This is a genomic window from uncultured Sulfitobacter sp., from assembly GCF_964021855.1.
Taxonomy (GTDB): Bacteria; Pseudomonadota; Alphaproteobacteria; order Rhodobacterales; family Rhodobacteraceae; genus Sulfitobacter.
In genome coordinates this window covers 21,555-36,555 of sequence record NZ_CAXHZD010000013.1, presented here as the reverse complement: position 1 = coordinate 36,555, position 15,001 = coordinate 21,555, and the positions used below count along the sequence as shown (strand labels likewise).

Annotated in this window: 18 protein-coding genes and 1 pseudogene; 11 read left to right on the top strand and 8 right to left on the bottom strand. The window is 53.6% G+C overall.

Going from position 1 to position 15,001, the window contains the following annotated elements; translation table 11 throughout:
- The 4 genes from AADJ11_RS20025 to AADJ11_RS20010 all read left to right on the top strand — a co-directional run.
- A partial coding sequence (locus AADJ11_RS20025; protein ID WP_341236175.1) for an EthD family reductase occupies positions 1-275 on the top strand: 275 nt, incomplete at its 5' end.
- Complete coding sequence (locus tag AADJ11_RS20020; protein WP_341236174.1) at positions 272-409, top strand: hypothetical protein; 138 nt, start codon at positions 272-274, stop codon at positions 407-409. The genes AADJ11_RS20025 and AADJ11_RS20020, both read left to right, overlap by 4 nt.
- Complete coding sequence (locus AADJ11_RS20015; protein ID WP_341236173.1) at positions 406-1,809, top strand: aldehyde dehydrogenase family protein; 1,404 nt, start codon at positions 406-408, stop codon at positions 1,807-1,809. The genes AADJ11_RS20020 and AADJ11_RS20015 overlap by 4 nt, the downstream gene beginning before the upstream one ends.
- Before the next feature lie 342 nt (positions 1,810-2,151).
- A complete protein-coding gene (locus AADJ11_RS20010) occupies positions 2,152-2,406 on the top strand; it encodes a hypothetical protein (RefSeq protein ID WP_341236172.1) in 255 nt (84 codons plus the stop codon).
- 64 nt (positions 2,407-2,470) lie between these two features.
- Here AADJ11_RS20010 and AADJ11_RS20005 read toward each other — a convergent pair whose 3' ends face one another.
- The 3 genes and pseudogenes from AADJ11_RS20005 to AADJ11_RS19995 all read right to left on the bottom strand — a co-directional run bounded on the left by AADJ11_RS20005 (position 2,471) and on the right by AADJ11_RS19995 (position 5,345).
- Positions 2,471-3,820 (bottom strand): ISKra4 family transposase, encoded by a 1,350-nt coding sequence (locus tag AADJ11_RS20005; RefSeq protein WP_341236171.1) that lies wholly within the window; start codon positions 3,818-3,820, stop codon positions 2,471-2,473.
- Positions 3,821-3,885: 65 nt separating this feature from the next.
- Positions 3,886-4,685 (bottom strand): annotated as a pseudogene (locus tag AADJ11_RS20000) (ISKra4 family transposase); the annotation flags it as partial.
- A gap of 183 nt (positions 4,686-4,868) precedes the next feature.
- Positions 4,869-5,345 carry an acyl-CoA thioesterase gene (locus AADJ11_RS19995; RefSeq protein ID WP_341236170.1) on the bottom strand — a complete coding sequence of 159 codons (477 nt, stop codon included), beginning with the start codon at positions 5,343-5,345 and terminating at the stop codon, positions 4,869-4,871.
- A gap of 206 nt (positions 5,346-5,551) precedes the next feature.
- On the opposite strand from AADJ11_RS19995, the gene pcaF reads away from it, so the two are divergent.
- The 7 genes from pcaF to AADJ11_RS19960 are packed head-to-tail and all read left to right on the top strand — an operon-like array spanning position 5,552 to position 11,167.
- Positions 5,552-6,748, top strand: a complete 1,197-nt coding sequence (gene pcaF, locus AADJ11_RS19990) for a 3-oxoadipyl-CoA thiolase (RefSeq protein WP_341236169.1) — start codon at positions 5,552-5,554, stop codon at positions 6,746-6,748.
- 13 nt (positions 6,749-6,761) lie between these two features.
- Positions 6,762-7,742, top strand: a complete 981-nt coding sequence (gene paaA, locus AADJ11_RS19985) for a 1,2-phenylacetyl-CoA epoxidase subunit PaaA (RefSeq protein ID WP_341236168.1) — start codon at positions 6,762-6,764, stop codon at positions 7,740-7,742.
- The gene (gene paaB / locus AADJ11_RS19980; protein ID WP_341236167.1) at positions 7,739-8,083 is read left to right on the top strand and encodes a 1,2-phenylacetyl-CoA epoxidase subunit PaaB; all 345 of its coding nucleotides are present in this window, start codon (positions 7,739-7,741) and stop codon (positions 8,081-8,083) included. Before paaA ends, paaB begins: the two co-directional genes overlap by 4 nt.
- Positions 8,083-8,838: a 1,2-phenylacetyl-CoA epoxidase subunit PaaC gene (gene paaC, locus AADJ11_RS19975; RefSeq protein WP_341236166.1), complete on the top strand. Its 756-nt coding sequence runs from the start codon at positions 8,083-8,085 to the stop codon at positions 8,836-8,838. The genes paaB and paaC overlap by 1 nt, the downstream gene beginning before the upstream one ends.
- A gap of 13 nt (positions 8,839-8,851) precedes the next feature.
- On the top strand, positions 8,852-9,313 hold the full coding sequence (paaD, locus tag AADJ11_RS19970; RefSeq protein WP_341236165.1) for a 1,2-phenylacetyl-CoA epoxidase subunit PaaD: 462 nt from the start codon (positions 8,852-8,854) through the stop codon (positions 9,311-9,313).
- Between the two features lie 10 nt (positions 9,314-9,323).
- A complete protein-coding gene (locus tag AADJ11_RS19965) occupies positions 9,324-10,391 on the top strand; it encodes a 2Fe-2S iron-sulfur cluster-binding protein (protein WP_341236164.1) in 1,068 nt (355 codons plus the stop codon).
- A gap of 11 nt (positions 10,392-10,402) precedes the next feature.
- Entirely contained in the window at positions 10,403-11,167 is a 765-nt protein-coding gene (locus AADJ11_RS19960) for a Phenylacetic acid catabolic protein (RefSeq protein ID WP_341236163.1), read from the top strand.
- Between the two features lie 16 nt (positions 11,168-11,183).
- Here AADJ11_RS19960 and AADJ11_RS19955 read toward each other — a convergent pair whose 3' ends face one another.
- Genes AADJ11_RS19955 through paaG form a run of 5 tightly spaced genes read right to left on the bottom strand, consistent with a single transcriptional unit; the run spans position 11,184 to position 14,965 of the window.
- Positions 11,184-11,789: a transferase hexapeptide repeat family protein gene (locus AADJ11_RS19955; protein WP_341236162.1), complete on the bottom strand. Its 606-nt coding sequence runs from the start codon at positions 11,787-11,789 to the stop codon at positions 11,184-11,186.
- A gap of 43 nt (positions 11,790-11,832) precedes the next feature.
- Positions 11,833-12,429 carry a TetR/AcrR family transcriptional regulator gene (locus tag AADJ11_RS19950; RefSeq protein WP_341236161.1) on the bottom strand — a complete coding sequence of 199 codons (597 nt, stop codon included), beginning with the start codon at positions 12,427-12,429 and terminating at the stop codon, positions 11,833-11,835.
- Positions 12,430-13,743 (bottom strand): phenylacetate--CoA ligase PaaK, encoded by a 1,314-nt coding sequence (paaK, locus tag AADJ11_RS19945; protein ID WP_341236160.1) that lies wholly within the window; start codon positions 13,741-13,743, stop codon positions 12,430-12,432. It lies immediately after the preceding gene.
- Complete coding sequence (gene paaI / locus AADJ11_RS19940; protein WP_341236159.1) at positions 13,740-14,177, bottom strand: hydroxyphenylacetyl-CoA thioesterase PaaI; 438 nt, start codon at positions 14,175-14,177, stop codon at positions 13,740-13,742. Before paaI ends, paaK begins: the two co-directional genes overlap by 4 nt.
- Complete coding sequence (gene paaG / locus AADJ11_RS19935) at positions 14,174-14,965, bottom strand: 2-(1,2-epoxy-1,2-dihydrophenyl)acetyl-CoA isomerase PaaG (protein WP_341236158.1); 792 nt, start codon at positions 14,963-14,965, stop codon at positions 14,174-14,176. Before paaG ends, paaI begins: the two co-directional genes overlap by 4 nt.
- Positions 14,966-15,001 lie beyond the last annotated feature (36 nt).

Here is a 15,001-nt window from a genome sequence, read left to right as displayed (position 1 = left end):
AGTTTCGCACCTATTACACCACTCGTCATCTGCCGCTTGCCGAGCAGTTGCCAGGCCTACTCTCGTACGAAGTGGCCTACCCAACTCCCATGAGTGACAGGTCAGACGCTCCCTTCTGCATTTTTCGTGGCTACTTTTCATCAGCGGAAATAATGGAGCGCGCGCTTTTTTCAGAAGTCGGTGCGGAAGTCGCAAGCGACGTGGCCAACTACTCACCCGGCGGTTGCCGAATTTATCATCATCGCGTGGATCTCACCCAAAAGGTCGCCGCATGACCGACCTGAACTTCGATGAAGTAAATAAGAAGTCAGTCAATAGCGTCGGGCCTCTGAACCGCGTCCTCTCGGGCGTCTCGAACCTGATTAAAGGAAAAAGACCAATGACCACATTAAAGGAAAAAGACCAATGACCACGGCACCTGCATCCGAGCTTCCAAGCGAAGCCGACGGCGCTTCCTTTGCCATCCTGAACCCTTCGACGGGCGAGGTGGCCGGCTATGCGCCGAACAATACGCTCGCCGATCTGGACAAGGCGGTCGACGCCGCGCAGACCGCTTTCGAAACATGGTCAAAGCTGCCCGACGCCGAGCTTCAGGCCTATTGCGAAAAACTGGCGGGCGCGATTGGCGACAATGCCGAGGAGCTTGCGGTCCTGATCACCAAGGAACAGGGCAAGCCGCTGAACGGTTTGGGATCGCGTTGGGAAATGGGCGGCGCGCAGGCCTGGGCGGGGTATACCGCCGGCTTGTCCCTGCCGGTCAAGACGCTTCAGCACAACAACGAAGGCCGGGTGGAGCTGCATCGCAAACCGCTGGGTGTCGTGGGGTCGATCACGCCGTGGAACTTCCCGGTCTTGATCGCCATCTGGCACATCATCCCGGCCCTGCGGACCGGCAACACGGTGGTGGTCAAGCCCTCGCCCAACACCCCGCTTTCGACCATCCGGCTGGTCGAAATCATGCAAGAGGTTCTGCCCAAAGGCGTCGTCAATGTGGTGACCGGCGATGACAAGGACCTGAATCTCGGAGCGGCCATGTCCGCCCATGACGGCATCCGCAAGATCGTGTTCACCGGCTCCTGCGCCACCGGCCAGAAGGTCATGCAATCCGCCGCTGAGACCATGAAGCGGCTGACGCTGGAACTGGGCGGTAATGATGCGGGCATCGTCTTGCCCGACGCCGATCCGAAGGCGATTGCCGAAGGCCTGTTCTGGGGCGCGTTCATCAACAACGGCCAGACCTGCGCCGCCATGAAACGCCTGTATGTGCACACGTCCATCTATGACGCGATCTGCGATGCGCTGGTGGATTTCGCGCGCAATATCCCCGTTGGTGACGGGATGAGCGAGCAGAGCATTCTGGGCCCGATCCAGAACCAGATGCAGTTCGACAAGGTCAACCGCCTGATCGAAGCCGCCAAATCCAGAGGCCGCGTCCTGCTGGGTGGCACGCCTGGCGAGGGGCTGTTTTTCCCGCCGACGATCATTGCGGACCTGTCGCAGGACGACCCGCTCGTGGTCGAGGAGCAGTTCGGTCCGGCGCTTCCGGTGATCCGATATTCCGACGTCGATGAAGCCATCGCCGCGGCCAACGATTCCCCGAACGGCTTGGGCGGGTCTATCTGGACCTCCGATATTGAGCGGGGCCGCGACTTGGCCACACGCATGGAATGCGGGTCGGTTTGGATCAACAAACACGGCGCGATCCAGCCGAACGCGCCTTTTGGCGGCGTCAAGGCATCTGGGATAGGCGTTGAATTTGGCGAAGAAGGTCTCGCCGAATATACGGATATTCAAGTTGTATTTTCATAGCAGGAAGCAGCCATGCCCTCGAGAGCTATAAAGATGCTATTTTCTTCGTTAACTCAGAGCTTTAAGCTACAGCCCTAAAAGGTCTGCCCGTGTACTACCTGCCCACTACATCCTCCCTGTAGACGGGCAAGGGGCGGCGCTGGGATTTCCGGTGCCGCCCATTTCTGAGCACCGCTTCCGTAAGGTAGTGTTTATTATTGCTCGGCAGAATAGGCGAATGCCCCCAGTTCCGCGCCTTGTCTGATCAACCCAATACGCCAGCCGGTTCAGCCAGCCTACATTCAGTCTTGAAGCAGGAACGAAATCGCCCGCTTGAGAACCGGGTATGGAGCATAAGAACTAGTGACGTATGGCAAGGAAGAAGCAACCGCTATCGCCCGCCTATTGGCGTCCGATGGAAAGCGAACTGTTGGCTGGGTGTACCTTTGGAACACGCTCGAGCTGTCAATCCTTTGGATCGGCCAGGAACGTGAAGCCTCGCAAGTCGCTCCACCGGTTCCACCTCAAACCCTCGCGCGCGCGAAAGACGTGAACACGGACACCGTCACAGATCTCTTGGAGACGCTCATGGCGGGCGGTCCGACAATGCGCGGCTAGTGTCATTGTACCCTAATTAATCAGAATCTGTGGATTGGACGCGGGAGTGGGCAAAAGTTGGTGGTCATGCTGCGATCTGCGAGACGGAGAGTCTACCATCGAGAACGGCGGCTCTGGTGACGGCGACACGATGCGCGCCTTTGCGGGACCACCTCATTCGCCGTCTTTTGCCCATGCGGGCATTCCCAATATCATCGACGCAACCTTCCGCGCGTGATGATGAGATTGCTTGTCCGTTTCGATAGCGCAAACCGTAGTTTATCAGCGCGTCGAAATTGTTAGAAAGGTATGTATAGAGTTCCTGACACCGAGCGATGACACGGCTGGCCGCTGCACCTTGTTCTTTGGCTTCAGGGCGCAGACGATTGCAGTCGATCATGAGAACCTTGAGGTTCGTACCGGCGGTCATGACCTTCCCGTGCCATAGGTTCCAACGTAGCGTTTCTGCTGGACGCGCAAAAAGTTGCGGCAATCTTGAAAAGTCTTTTGTTTGTAAAAGCCCTTTCACTGCATTCTCGATGTGCTTTATTCGCATCGAGATATGCCACCAATCGAGAATGTGGATGACGGAACCTTTGACGGCGCGTCGCACCAAATTTGGCAGGGCTGGCTCCCCATCTGAAATTACTGTCACCTTGCTCTGGCCGTCCCAACCTTGCGTTATCAAATCATTTCGCAGCTGGCTGCTCGGAGACTTCGTCGCTTGTTGCACAAGACCAAAGCGTCGGCTCATATTGCGGCTCTCGATCTTGCCGACCACAACATCGAGGTGGCGCTTTTGGAATTCCGGACGGCATCGAATATGAGCGCCATCCAGGAAAACGGTTAGAGGAGACGATATGGAATTGGTGTCTTTGTTCACTTCTTCTGTTTCCGCAGAAAGCAGCGTTTCGGCAACGCGACCCAAACGATTGCGGACGGTCGTGTTTGACTGAGGCGCACATGGCAGGAACGTGTGTATCAGCCGGGCGGCTTCCCGAAACGAATGTCGCGATCCTAGCTCAGCCTGAAGACGCTGCAGTTCTGGTGTCGCACGTTCTGGGAACCGATCGGAAATTGGTGACCGCAGTACAGGGTTCGCGACACCCGCGGTGGCCTCGCAAGGGCACGGGCGAAGCCGGGGCGACTTTACGCGGAACCGACCATAAAGCGTGTCTAGAATACGACCGCGATCATCGTGGATTGCCCGCCGTTTTCCGCAGGCGCTGCAATTCCGGATCGCCCTTAGCAACTCGTCGATCTGATCCTGCAGAATTATTTCCTGTAGCTGCGTCAACAAGCTCTTGGCCTCAACAAGGCGCAGACCTAGGTTCTCGGACCCAGCATGCTCATGCGAGCGGCGAATTTCCCCCACATCGCGCAACTTCTTTGTTCCATCTCCAAATGTCGTTTCGACTATGATCCGTATATCCATGATGGGCCTCGTCAGGTTCCGAAAGCCTCAACCTACCACATCGACCACCAACTTTTGCCCACTCCCGAAAGAACCGTCACTGCAACGCCATCCCGCCAACCGGCGGCTTTCAAGCTGGACCGCAAGTGTTCTATTGGGTGATCGGCACCCATTTGGCTCAATCCAAAACGCCGTTTTTCAGCTGTTTCGCTTTCAATCGACCCCACAATGACTTCGAAATTTCGCCTTTGATATTCGGGGCGTGAACGAACATATGCGCTGTCCAGAAGGACCGTCACCGCGGTAGGTTTTGCTTGAATGGCCGTGTCCGTCGGTTCCTCGCAACAGCGTTCTTCCAGGGCCTTGGCAACCGACGCAAGCCGGTTCCGGATCGTTGCGTGGTTCTGGGTGGCGCAAGGTGAGAGCTCGTTCAACAGACGCGCGGCTTCCCGAAAACTATGCCGGGCACCCAGTTCGGCTTGCAGCCTCCTAAGCTCAGGTGTGGCATTGTCTCTCAAAATTCGCGTGAGCGGAGAATACGCTGCCTTGAACGCAGGAAAGCCCGGCAAGCCGCACATACACATCCGGACCCGAGGCGCTTCGACAGTCACACGACCGAAAAGAGTATCGACACGTCGCTTACGACGATCATGCACAGGCAAATAAGAATGGCAATGACGGCATACCCGCGCGACTTCGCTGATTTCTTCCACTTGATCCTGGAGAACAGCACGCTGGACTTCTTTCAAGATCAATTGCCCTCAGCGAGGCTGATACCTAGGTTGTCTTCCGACGGATCAATAGAACACCGCTCAATGACGCCAATCTCATGGGACCGGCACTCGCCCCACCCAAACTCCGTTTCAATCCTGATCCGAACTTTCACATCAAATCCTCCTGCATCAAAGCTATCAGGATAGACCGAGATCAATTTAGGCCCCCAGAGTTTTTCCACTCCCCAAGGCACGTTTCTGACGACGGCATAAGTGCCGAATCTTATGCGAAGGGTACTCAACCCCCAATGGCGGCTTAAACCCCTCCACAAAATTTGAAAGACTACACCACCAGACTAACGAGATGCAGCAGCAAACTTGTTAGTAAACTCTCGACGAAGATCACGGCGAATTTTTCCAGAGTTAAAGCGGCGCTCCTTGGTGTCGTTAACCAAGTTTAACATAGGCACTTTTTTGGGACTACCGTTCGCATCGACCGCGACCATGGTAAAATAGCATGAATTTGTATGCCGGATTGAACCGGCTTGTATGTCTTCCGCCTCGACTCGGATTCCAATCTCCATTGAGGTCGTGCCGACAAAGTTCACCGAAGCCCGAAAAGTGACTAATTCTCCGACGTTTATGGCTTCCTTGAAAGTGACTTGATCTACTGAAAGTGTGACAGCGTAAGATCCTGAGTACCTTGACGCGCAGGTAAATGCGACACGATCCAATAGGTTTAGCAGCGCTCCGCCATGAACCTTACCACTAAAATTGGCCATGTCAGGCGACATTAGTACGGTCATTTCAAGTGTGCTTTTATCTGTATCCATTGTATCTTCCAAATTCTGTTATTAGGCCGTTTTTGATAAACAAGATGTCAGCATTCACATCACAGACAACGGAAAGGTCCGCTTCTTTGATGCGCATGACCCATTAGCCGAGGTTCAGGACCGTTCAAAACAAAATGCTTGCGACGAATCGCGTCAGGCTCTATTAATAAACCAACCAGTCGGTCAATGAAACTGAGGAGATTTTCATGAGCGCGTATATTCTTGATGCAGTGCGGACACCCATCGGTCGTTATGGCGGGGCGCTATCAACCATCCGTGCAGATGACTTGGCCGCCCTCCCCATCGCAGCATTGAAAGAGCGGAACGCTGGCGTCGATTGGACACTTATTGACGATGTAATTTTTGGTTCTGCCAACCAAGCTGGTGAAGATAACCGAAATGTTGCGCGCATGGCGGCGTTGCTCGCCGGGCTTCCTACCGATGTGCCGGGCACCACCGTCAACCGGTTGTGTGCGTCGGGAATGGACGGCGTTGGTATGGCAGCACGAGGGATCAAGGCCGGCGATTACCGCATGGCGATTGCTGGTGGTGTCGAGAGCATGAGCCGTGCCCCATTTGTTATGCCGAAATCTACAAGCGCATTTTCACGCTCGAACGCTGTTTACGATACGACAATCGGCTGGCGCTTTGTGAATCCGAAGATGAAAGACGCTTATGGCGTGGATTCAATGCCTCAGACGGCTGACAATGTTGCCGCTGACTATAAAATTTCGCGTGAAGACCAAGATGCTTTTGCCGCCAGAAGCCAAGACCGTTGGGATGCCGCAAACAAGGCTGGCATCTTCAATGATGAGATAATTTCCGTGAGGGTCCCGCAGCGAAAAGGTGATCCAATTGTCTTTGATACTGACGAGCATCCTCGCCCTGGCACTAGCGCTGAAAAACTGTCCGGGCTTCGAGGCGTAAACGGTGCAGACATGACGGTGACCGCAGGCAATGCATCTGGTGTAAACGACGGCGCAGCCGCTCTGCTTCTGGGCAACGAAGAAATGGCAAAGACGCACGAACCGATTGCGCGAGTCGTTGCGATGGCAGCGGCGGGTGTCCCGCCCCGCATCATGGGAATTGGGCCGGTTCCCGCCACCCGGAAGGTGTTGAAATTGGCGGGCCTGACCATAGATCAGATGGATGTGATTGAGCTAAACGAAGCGTTCGCGGCGCAGGGTCTTGCTTCGCTGCGGGAACTTGGCCTGCCGGACGATGCCCCTCATGTGAACCCGAACGGTGGTGCGATTGCGCTTGGCCATCCTCTGGGCATGTCAGGCGCAAGGCTTGTTATGACCGCTGCTTACCAGCTGCGGCGGACGGGTGGACGTTTTGCACTCTGCACAATGTGTGTTGGCGTGGGTCAAGGCACTGCTATTATTATCGAACGCGTTTAGGGAGAACGACACAATGTATGCACAGATGGTGACATCCGAAGGTAACAAAGGAGAGCTGACGGCACAGGAAAAAGCATTTCAGGCCCGCATCGACGCCGATGAAAAAATCGAACCAAAAGACTGGATGCCGGAAGGGTATCGCAAAACGCTGATCCGCCAGATCGGGCAGCACGCGCATTCCGAAATTGTGGGTCAACTTCCCGAGGGCAACTGGATCACACGCGCGCCCAGCCTAGAGCGCAAGGCGATTCTGCTGGCAAAGGTGCAAGATGAAGCCGGTCACGGTCTGTATCTCTATTGTGCTGCGGAAACGCTCGGCGTGACCCGCGACGAGCTGACCGAGATGCTGCTGGATGGGCGGATGAAGTATTCGTCTATCTTCAACTACCCGACACTGACATGGGCCGATATGGGCGCGGTCGGTTGGTTAGTTGACGGTGCTGCAATCATGAACCAGGTGCCGCTACAGCGCACAAGCTATGGCCCTTACAGCCGTGCGATGATCCGTGTCTGCAAAGAAGAGAGCTTTCACCAACGTCAGGGCTACGACATCATGATGAAGATGGCGAAAGGCACCGACGCGCAAAGGAAGATGGCGCAGGATGCACTCAATCGCTTCTGGTATCCGTCTTTGATGATGTTCGGCCCTTCCGACAAGGACTCGGTTCACTCCGAACAGTCGATGGCATGGAAAATTAAGATGAACACCAACGACGAGTTGCGCCAGAAGTTCGTCGACCAGACCGTGCCTCAAGCCGAATATCTTGGCCTCACTGTTCCGGATGAGAACGTAAAGTGGAACAAGGAGAAAGGCGGCTACGACTTCTCCGAGCCGGACTGGTCCGAGTTCTTTGATGTGATCAAAGGCAATGGTCCCTGCAACACCGAACGCCTCGCTGCACGCAATGAGGCTTGGGACGAGGGCAAGTGGGTTCGTGAGGGCATGATGGCTCACGCAGCCAAACGCAAAGCAAACAGGATGGCCGCACAATGAGTTCTCCAGCCCCCGGTCCCTATGAGGAAACTGAAGCCAAGACACCAAGCAACCGCCGATCACACGAATGGCCCTTGTGGGAAGTGTTTATTCGCGGTCAGCACGGGATGAGCCATCGTCACGTTGGCAGCCTGCATGCCGCCGATGAAGAAGCCGCGATTAAAAACGCGCGCGATGTCTATACCCGCCGCAATGAAGGCGTGTCGATTTGGGTTGTAGAAGCACGCCACATTTCAGCGTCTAGTCCGTCGGAGAAGGGACCATTATATGAACCGTCCACATCCAAGGTTTATCGCCATCCGACCTTTTTCGACATTCCCGAAGAAGTGGGAGCGATGTAATGGCCGATCCGCTGTTTGAATTCCTGCTGCGGCAAGGCGATAACACACTTGTTCTCGGGCATAGAATTTCGGAGTGGTGCGGGCGCGCACCCGCTTTGGAGGAAGACATAGCCTTGGCAAACACTGCACTTGACCTGATCGGTCAAACGCAGATGTGGCTGGGGCTTGCCGGTGAAGTGGAAGGCGAAGGCCGCTCCGCTGATGATCTGGCTTATCGCCGCGACGTTTGGGATTTCCGTAGCCTGCTGCTGCTGGAGCAGCCGAACGGCAACTTTGGTCAAACGATGATGCGTCAATTCCTTTTCGACGCATTTCAGGTGCAGAACCTGAAGCAGCTTACAGGATCAGCCAACGAACGCATCGCGGAAATTGCGGCAAAATCGCTGAAAGAGGCAACGTATCACCTCGACCGTTCGCGTGACACTGTGGTCGCCCTAGGTGATGGCACTGCCGAAAGCCATGGCAAGATGCAGGCTGCCCTTGATCTATTGTGGCCTTATGTGGGTGAGATGTTCATTTGTGACGATGTTGATACAGCATTGGTTGCAGATGGTATCGCCCCGGACCCAAGTCAGTTCCGTGCGGCATGGGATGATACCGTGAACAACACGATAGCCGAGGGGATGCTCAAGATACCTGAAGGGGACTTCACCCACAAAGGTGGTAAGAATGGCGTCCGCCACACCGAGCATCTTGGGCATATGCTCGCAACGATGCAGTTTTTGCCTCGCGCTTATCCCGACGCGAGCTGGTGAGGGGACCGTCTGCATGACCTCTGCGACAGTGGATCAGATCTGGAAGTGGCTCGATGCTGTGCCTGACCCGGAAATTCCTGTGATCTCTATCGTGGATCTAGGCATCGTGCGAAATGTTAGATGGGATGATGAGACCTTGGAGGTTGCTGTAACTCCGACCTATTCCGGCTGTCCGGCGACTTCTGTGATTTCAATGGATATTGAAACCGCGCTGCGCGACCGAGGCATCGGAAAACTGCGTATCAAGAATCAGATTTCGCCACCATGGACCACTGATTGGCTATCGGACAGTGGCAGAACAAAACTGGAAGCCTACGGCATAGCCGCCCCCCAACAAGCGGGTGGACCGGAGCGGTGTCCGCACTGCAAATCTGATAAGGTCGAAAAGATTAGCCAATTCGGATCGACCCCCTGCAAGGCGCAATGGCGGTGTACCGACTGCTTAGAGCCTTTCGACTACTTTAAGTGTATTTGAGGAGATCGGCATGGCCCGTTTTCAATCCCTATCCGTAACGGACATCACGAAAACGATCCGCGATGCCGTTGTGGTCACGCTCAAACCAGAAAACCCCGAAGACTTCGACTTCATCCAAGGCCAGTATTTGACCTTTCGTCGGGAATTTGACGGTGAAGAGCTACGCCGCTCCTATTCGATTTGCGCGGGCAAGGATGACGGTGTGCTCCAAGTTGGAATCAAAAAGGTTGATGGCGGAGCCTTCTCTACATGGGCAAACGAAGATCTCAAAATTGGTGACAAACTGGACGCGATGCCACCGATGGGATCATTTCATACGCCTTTGGATCCAGCTGTTGGGAAACACTATCTAGGGTTCGCTGGGGGCTCCGGCATCACACCAGTGCTTTCAATTCTGCGGACCGTCTTGAGCCGCGAGCCATCCTCACGATTCACTCTCGTGTACGCTAACCGCGATGTGAACTCGATCATGTTCCGCGACGAAATCGAGGATCTGAAGAACTTATATTTAGGCCGCGTTAGCATCATTCATATACTCAAACAGGATGCACAGGATATTGACCTGTTTACCGGTCGGGTTGATGCTGAGAAATGTGGGTTGCTATTCAAGAGTTGGATCAACCTTGAGGATATCGATACCGCGTTGATTTGTGGACCAGAGCCAATGATGCTCGCTATTGCAGGATCGCTTAAAGAACACGGGTTGACGGACGATCAGATCAAATTTGAGCTGTTCGCAAGCTCGCAACCAGGTCGCGCGAAGCGCAAAGCAGTATCATCCGCCGATGCGAAAGCGGGTGCTGAAAGCTCCGCCAAAGTCACGCTCGACGGCGAATCTCGAACCTTTATGATGCCCAAAGATGTCAGCCTTTTGGATGCAGCAATAGCGAACAATGTGGACGCACCATTTGCTTGCAAAGCGGGAGTTTGCTCGACCTGTCGTGCCAAGGTTCTTGAGGGCGAAGTCGAGATGGTCGCCAATCACGCTCTTGAGGATTACGAAGTCGAACGGGGGTATGTGTTGACATGCCAATGCTTCCCGTTGAGCGACAATGTTGTCTTCGATTACGATCAATAAGGGGAATACAGATGTCCGACGATATGAAAATTGCAGACTATCTGGCTCAGGGTGGCGTGTTGACGTCTCCTGGCAATGTCCCACCTCGTTACCGTGCGGAGCTGATGCGTTTGATGGCCAGTTTTGTCGACAGCGAACTGGCGGGCGCAGCTGGATTTGCAGACATCATCAATCAGGGTCCAGGCGTAAAAGAACGTATCGCTGCGGCAAAAATTGTGATGGAAAAGACTGACCATGCGGACCAGATCCTGACCTTGATGGGGCAATTCGGGACAAATACCGACCGGTATGCGAACTACCATCCTTGGACTGAACGATTGGATCGCGATGCTCCAATTGGGACCAACCGCACCAACTCGGACATGCGACTTGCTGTCTTCAACTACCCCTTAAACGGTTGGACCGATGCTGTTGCAATGAACATGTTGATGGGCAAAGCTGTTGGCGTTCAGCTTTCCGAATATGCAATGATTTCCTATCAGCCGCTGGCTGAGGCTGTCCGAAAAATCATGCCTCGCGAGACACGCCATACCGAGTTGGCTGAGGAAGGTATGGCAAAACTTGTACAGGACAGAACCCAAAAAGCCGCACTCAAAGAAAGCGTGGCCTATTGGTGGCCGCGCGTAGAATCCAGCTTTGGCAGCGACGCATCAAACAGATTTGAACCATTACAAAAAATGGGTTTGCGGAAGCTGACAAACAAGGAATTACGCGACAAATGGCGCGCCGAAGCATCAACGGTCTTGGCCGGACTTGATCTCCCGGTTCCCGACTAAATTGTCATAGGCTGGATTACTTTTCCCGACTGATAAGCAACGGATCGTATATTGGTGCCGCGACACGGCGCCGGTCTGGTTCCTCCGTGTCAAGTGGAACAGATCGCTTCAATTTTTCCGGTGCGATGCGGGCAAGTGTTTGATATACGCCAGTTCCTTCACGTTTCCATTTAATTTCATCTTCGCTAAGGGCTCGCAGAACACGTGCAGGCGATCCGGCAATCATTTGACCGGCCTCGAACTCGGCTCCGGCCTTGATGAACGCCAGCGCGCCTACGATGCAGTCGCGTCCGACAATTGCTTTATCCATAACAACGGCATTCATGCCGATCAGCGCATTTTCTCCGATGGTGCAACCATGAAGGACTGCGCCATGACCGATGTGGCTGTTCCGCTCTAAAACGACATCTTGGTTTGGAAAACTGTGGATGACGCAGGTTTCTTGAACGTTAGACCCTTCTCCAATCACAATACGGCCGAAATCACCGCGGAGCACTGCACCCGGTCCCACATAGCAGTTTGGACCAATCAGTACATCGCCGATGACGACCGCTGTGTCATGTATAAAGCATGTCGGATCGATCACTGGAACGATCCCATCATATGAATAGATTTCTTTCATAAAAACCCTTTCTTAGCGATCGCCGTATGTGAATATGATGAATTTAGAGCCCAGGTATTCCGAGGAGACTCATTTTACAGACAATATCAGCATAGTCTTCTCGCGCTTCCCGATCTGCATCTTCGTTCCACATGTAAAACCAATTCAACATCCCGAAAACTGCCATTGTCGCGGAGCGGAGTTTGTGCTTGTCGCCGTCGAAAACGTGGGGTGCAATATCCCCGACAAGAATACTCGCATGGTTGACCAAATCTCGCTGATACTCGGTCAAAATCGCACGTTGGTTTTCCGGCAAGTGCCCCATGCTATTTGTTTGAAGGCGGTGCTGATAATTGGATCCTTGATAAGCGAGAAGCACTTCAAGGATAGTTCGCCGAAATTTTTCTTCAGCTCCCAATCCTGCGATGTCCATCCCACAGATGCGATCACGTAAATCGCGGAGGTAATTATCAAGAATGTCGAACAATATGTCGTCCTTGCTCGAGTAGTAATGATAGATATTGGCCTTGGAGATATTACAGGCCTTAGCAACGCTGCTCACTGACGCCCGATCAAAACCTTCGTCCGCAAACAATTGCGCCGCTCGATCAAGGATCAAGCGACGTTTCTCATCATGATCTTGGGCGATTGGGCGTGCCAACTAGCGTTCACCTTTACGATTATCCACGACCCGTTTTGCTTTGCCTTCGGACCGAACAACGTCTCCCGGGTTCCCTACGACAATTTCAGTCGAGATGCCAACAACATCCTTAATTCGCTTTGTTAGCATCCGCGCCGCTGCGGCCTTGCTCGCCTCATCAGTAGAGTCCTCGCTCGCCTCGACGAACACGCGCATGGCGTCCATTCGCCCCGAGCGATACAGTTCGATCTGGAAATGTGGCGCAAGCCCTCCAGTTGTCATCAGTTGCTCTTCGATCTGCGTTGGAAAGACATTCACACCTCGCAGGATAATCATGTCATCCGATCGACCGGTAATTTTCGCCATCCTGCGCATCGACCTTGCGGTGCCGGGCATTAATTTCGTCAAGTCTTTTGTGCGGTAGCGGATCATCGGGATGCCCTCTTTTGTCAGGGTCGTGAACACCAGCTCTCCTTCTTGACCATCTTCGACAGGCTCATGCGTCTGTGGATCAATGATCTCAGGGTAAAAATGATCTTCCCAGATGTGCAGTCCATCTTTGCTTTCTACACACTCGTTAGCGACACCGGGCCCCATGATTTCGGAAAGGCCGTAAATGTCCACCGCATGCATATCGAAGGCATTTTCGACTTCCTTGCGCATTGCATCGGTCCATGGTTCTGCCCCAAAAATTCCGACTTGCAATGATGTTTCCCGCGGGTCCAACCCTTGACGGTGGAACTCTTCAAGGATGTTCAGCACATATGACGGCGTCACCATGATCGCATCTGGTTGGAAATCGGTGATCAACCCGACCTGCTTTTGGGTCTGCCCACCGCTCATCGGCACAACTGTCGCGCCCAATCGTTCGATGCCGTGGTGTGCCCCAAGCCCGCCGGTAAACAGGCCATAACCATAAGCGTTATGCACCATCTCACCCGGTCGAACGCCTGAGGCTCGTAAGGAGCGCGCAATCATATCGGCAAACACATCGCAATCGTTTTTTGTATATCCGACAACGGTTGCCTTGCCCGTCGTTCCGGATGACGCATGGATGCGCTGTATTTTCTGACGCGGGACGGCAAATAAGCCGAAGGGATAGTTATCACGAAGATCATCTTTTACCGTAAAAGGAAATTTCGCGAGGTCTTTGAGTGACTTTAGGTCGTCGGGATGAACACCAGATTCATCAAAGCGCTTCTTATACATCGGCACATTATCGTAGGCATGGTTTAAGGACCATTTCATACGCTTGAGCTGGAGGGCCTCAATTTCATCGCGTGATGCAATTTCAATAGGTTCAAGTTCTTCCTTTTTTGCGCCCAGGTCTTTCATGTTGCTGTCTCCTCCGAAAAAAGTTGTCCCCGAATGGCCCGGGACGCGCCTCTAAACTCTGCAATCAGTTGGTTGTCCTGATTGGTAACACGCACGTCGGTGATACCGCTGCGACCAGTCAGACATATCTCGCGTGCCGTCGCGGTTAGTCGATCTCCCAATCTAGCAGGCGCAATGTAAGAAATACTGTTATGTTGTGCGACTGTGGCCTGATTGCGGCTGTTGCACGCAAAGGCAAATGCGCTGTCTGCAAGGCTAAACGTCACACCGCCATGACAAATACCATGTCCATTTACGTGTTGGGGAAGCACCTTAAGCCCAAGCACTGCGCTGCCCTCATCGACATCAATCAGTTCCATTCCGAACCAACCACTTGCCCGGTCATCGGACCACATTGCGTCTGCCGCCTTCTGCGCACGTTGTTTGGGGGTCATGTTTTGTTTCCTGTAAAAACGGGCGGACGCTTTTGCAAAAACGCGGAAACTCCCTCCGCATAGTCGGAGGTTTGACCGCAAACTTTCTGACTTTCTGCTTCAAGTTCGAGCTGTTCATCCATTGTGTTTGAGCTTGCTGCCTGAATTGCTTTCTTGGTCATGGCTAAACCTATGGTCGGACCTTGTGAAAGTTGGGCGGCAATTGATTTTGCCTGGGCCATTAACTCATCATCCGGTACGGCTTTCCAAATCAAACCCCATTCGGCAGCCTGATCAGCAAGCAAAGGTGTTGCGGTTAAGGCCAATGCCTTGGCACGTGCCTCCCCCAATAAATGGGTAAGAGACCAAGTTCCCCCACCGTCGGGCACCAGACCAACTTTGGCAAAAGACTGAATGAACTTTGCACTTTTAGCCGCGATGACAATATCACATGCCAGCGCCACGTTTGCTCCCGCGCCTGCCGCAACGCCGTTAACGGCACAGACTACTGGAATATCCAAGCCTCTGATTTGTCGGACAAGTGGATTATAGAAATTTGTCAGCGTTTCGCTGAGGTCAGGCGGGCTGTCCATTTTTGATGGATCGCGATCCCCCAAATCCTGTCCTGCACAAAATCCGCGGCCCGACCCAGTTAGAAGTATTGCTCGACTTCCGGACGAACGCGCATGCTCTAGAGCTCCTCTTAGAGCGAGATGCATTTCATCGTTGAAACTGTTGAGACGGTCAGGCCTGTTTAACGTAATTTGCGTCAATTGACCTTCGGTTTGAGTAAGAATCGTGTCGCTCACATCGTGCCTCCCAGACGATAAAGTAGGAAAAGTCTT